The organism is Stutzerimonas kirkiae (assembly GCF_004327335.1).
Taxonomy (GTDB): domain Bacteria; phylum Pseudomonadota; class Gammaproteobacteria; order Pseudomonadales; family Pseudomonadaceae; genus Stutzerimonas; species Stutzerimonas kirkiae.
This window is the reverse complement of the sequence record NZ_QJUO01000083.1, coordinates 1-717: the sequence shown is the minus strand read 5'-3', so window position 1 is coordinate 717 and position 717 is coordinate 1. Positions and strand designations below refer to the sequence as shown.

General features: G+C 61.8%; 1 protein-coding gene. It reads left to right on the top strand.

The window, feature by feature from the left end:
* Nucleotides 1-47: 47 nt before the first annotated feature.
* Nucleotides 48-717 (top strand): DUF637 domain-containing protein (locus DNJ95_RS19130; RefSeq protein WP_476756063.1); only part of this gene is annotated, 670 nt, incomplete at its 3' end.

The window sequence follows — 717 nt, the reverse complement described above, 5'->3', positions numbered from 1 at the left end:
TCGAGGCGATGGTCCAGGCCGACCCCGAACTGGCCTGGTTGAAGGAGATGGAACAGCGCGGTGATATCGACTGGCAGCGCGTGAAGGAAGTGCACGACAGCTTCAAGTACAGCAGTTCGGGGTTGGGCGTAGCGGCACAACTGGTGATAGCCATCGTCATGGCGGCGGTAGTGGGACCAATGGCCGCTGGCGGTATTGGTGGTGCCGCCACTGGAGCGGTCGCCACATCGGCAGCAACCACCGGCGCCATCAGTGTGATTAACAACCGTGGTGACCTGGGCGCGGTACTCAAGGACGTGACGTCCAGCGATGCATTGAAAGGTTATGTCGTTAGCGGCATCACGGCGGGCCTGACGGCGGGGGTGTATGACGGTTGGACGGGAACGGATACGGCGGCCAACAGTGCAGGGAGTGCGATGGGCAATACCGGCGTATTGGCCAACAGCGGCACAGTGGCGGGTGCCGGCCTGAACACCTGGGCTGGTGTAGGGCAGTTCGCCGCCAACCAGGCATTGCAGAACGGTACCTCGGCGTTGCTGAACAAAGCTCTCGGCCAGGAGGGCAGCTTCAGCGATGCCCTGCAGAGCACTCTGGCCAATACCTTCATGGCGGCGGGGTTCAACTGGATTGGTGACCAAAGCCTACCAGGCAAATGGGATTTACAAGACGGCAGTGTCGCCAAGGCTGGTCTGCATGCCGTGATGGGTGGCCTCGTCG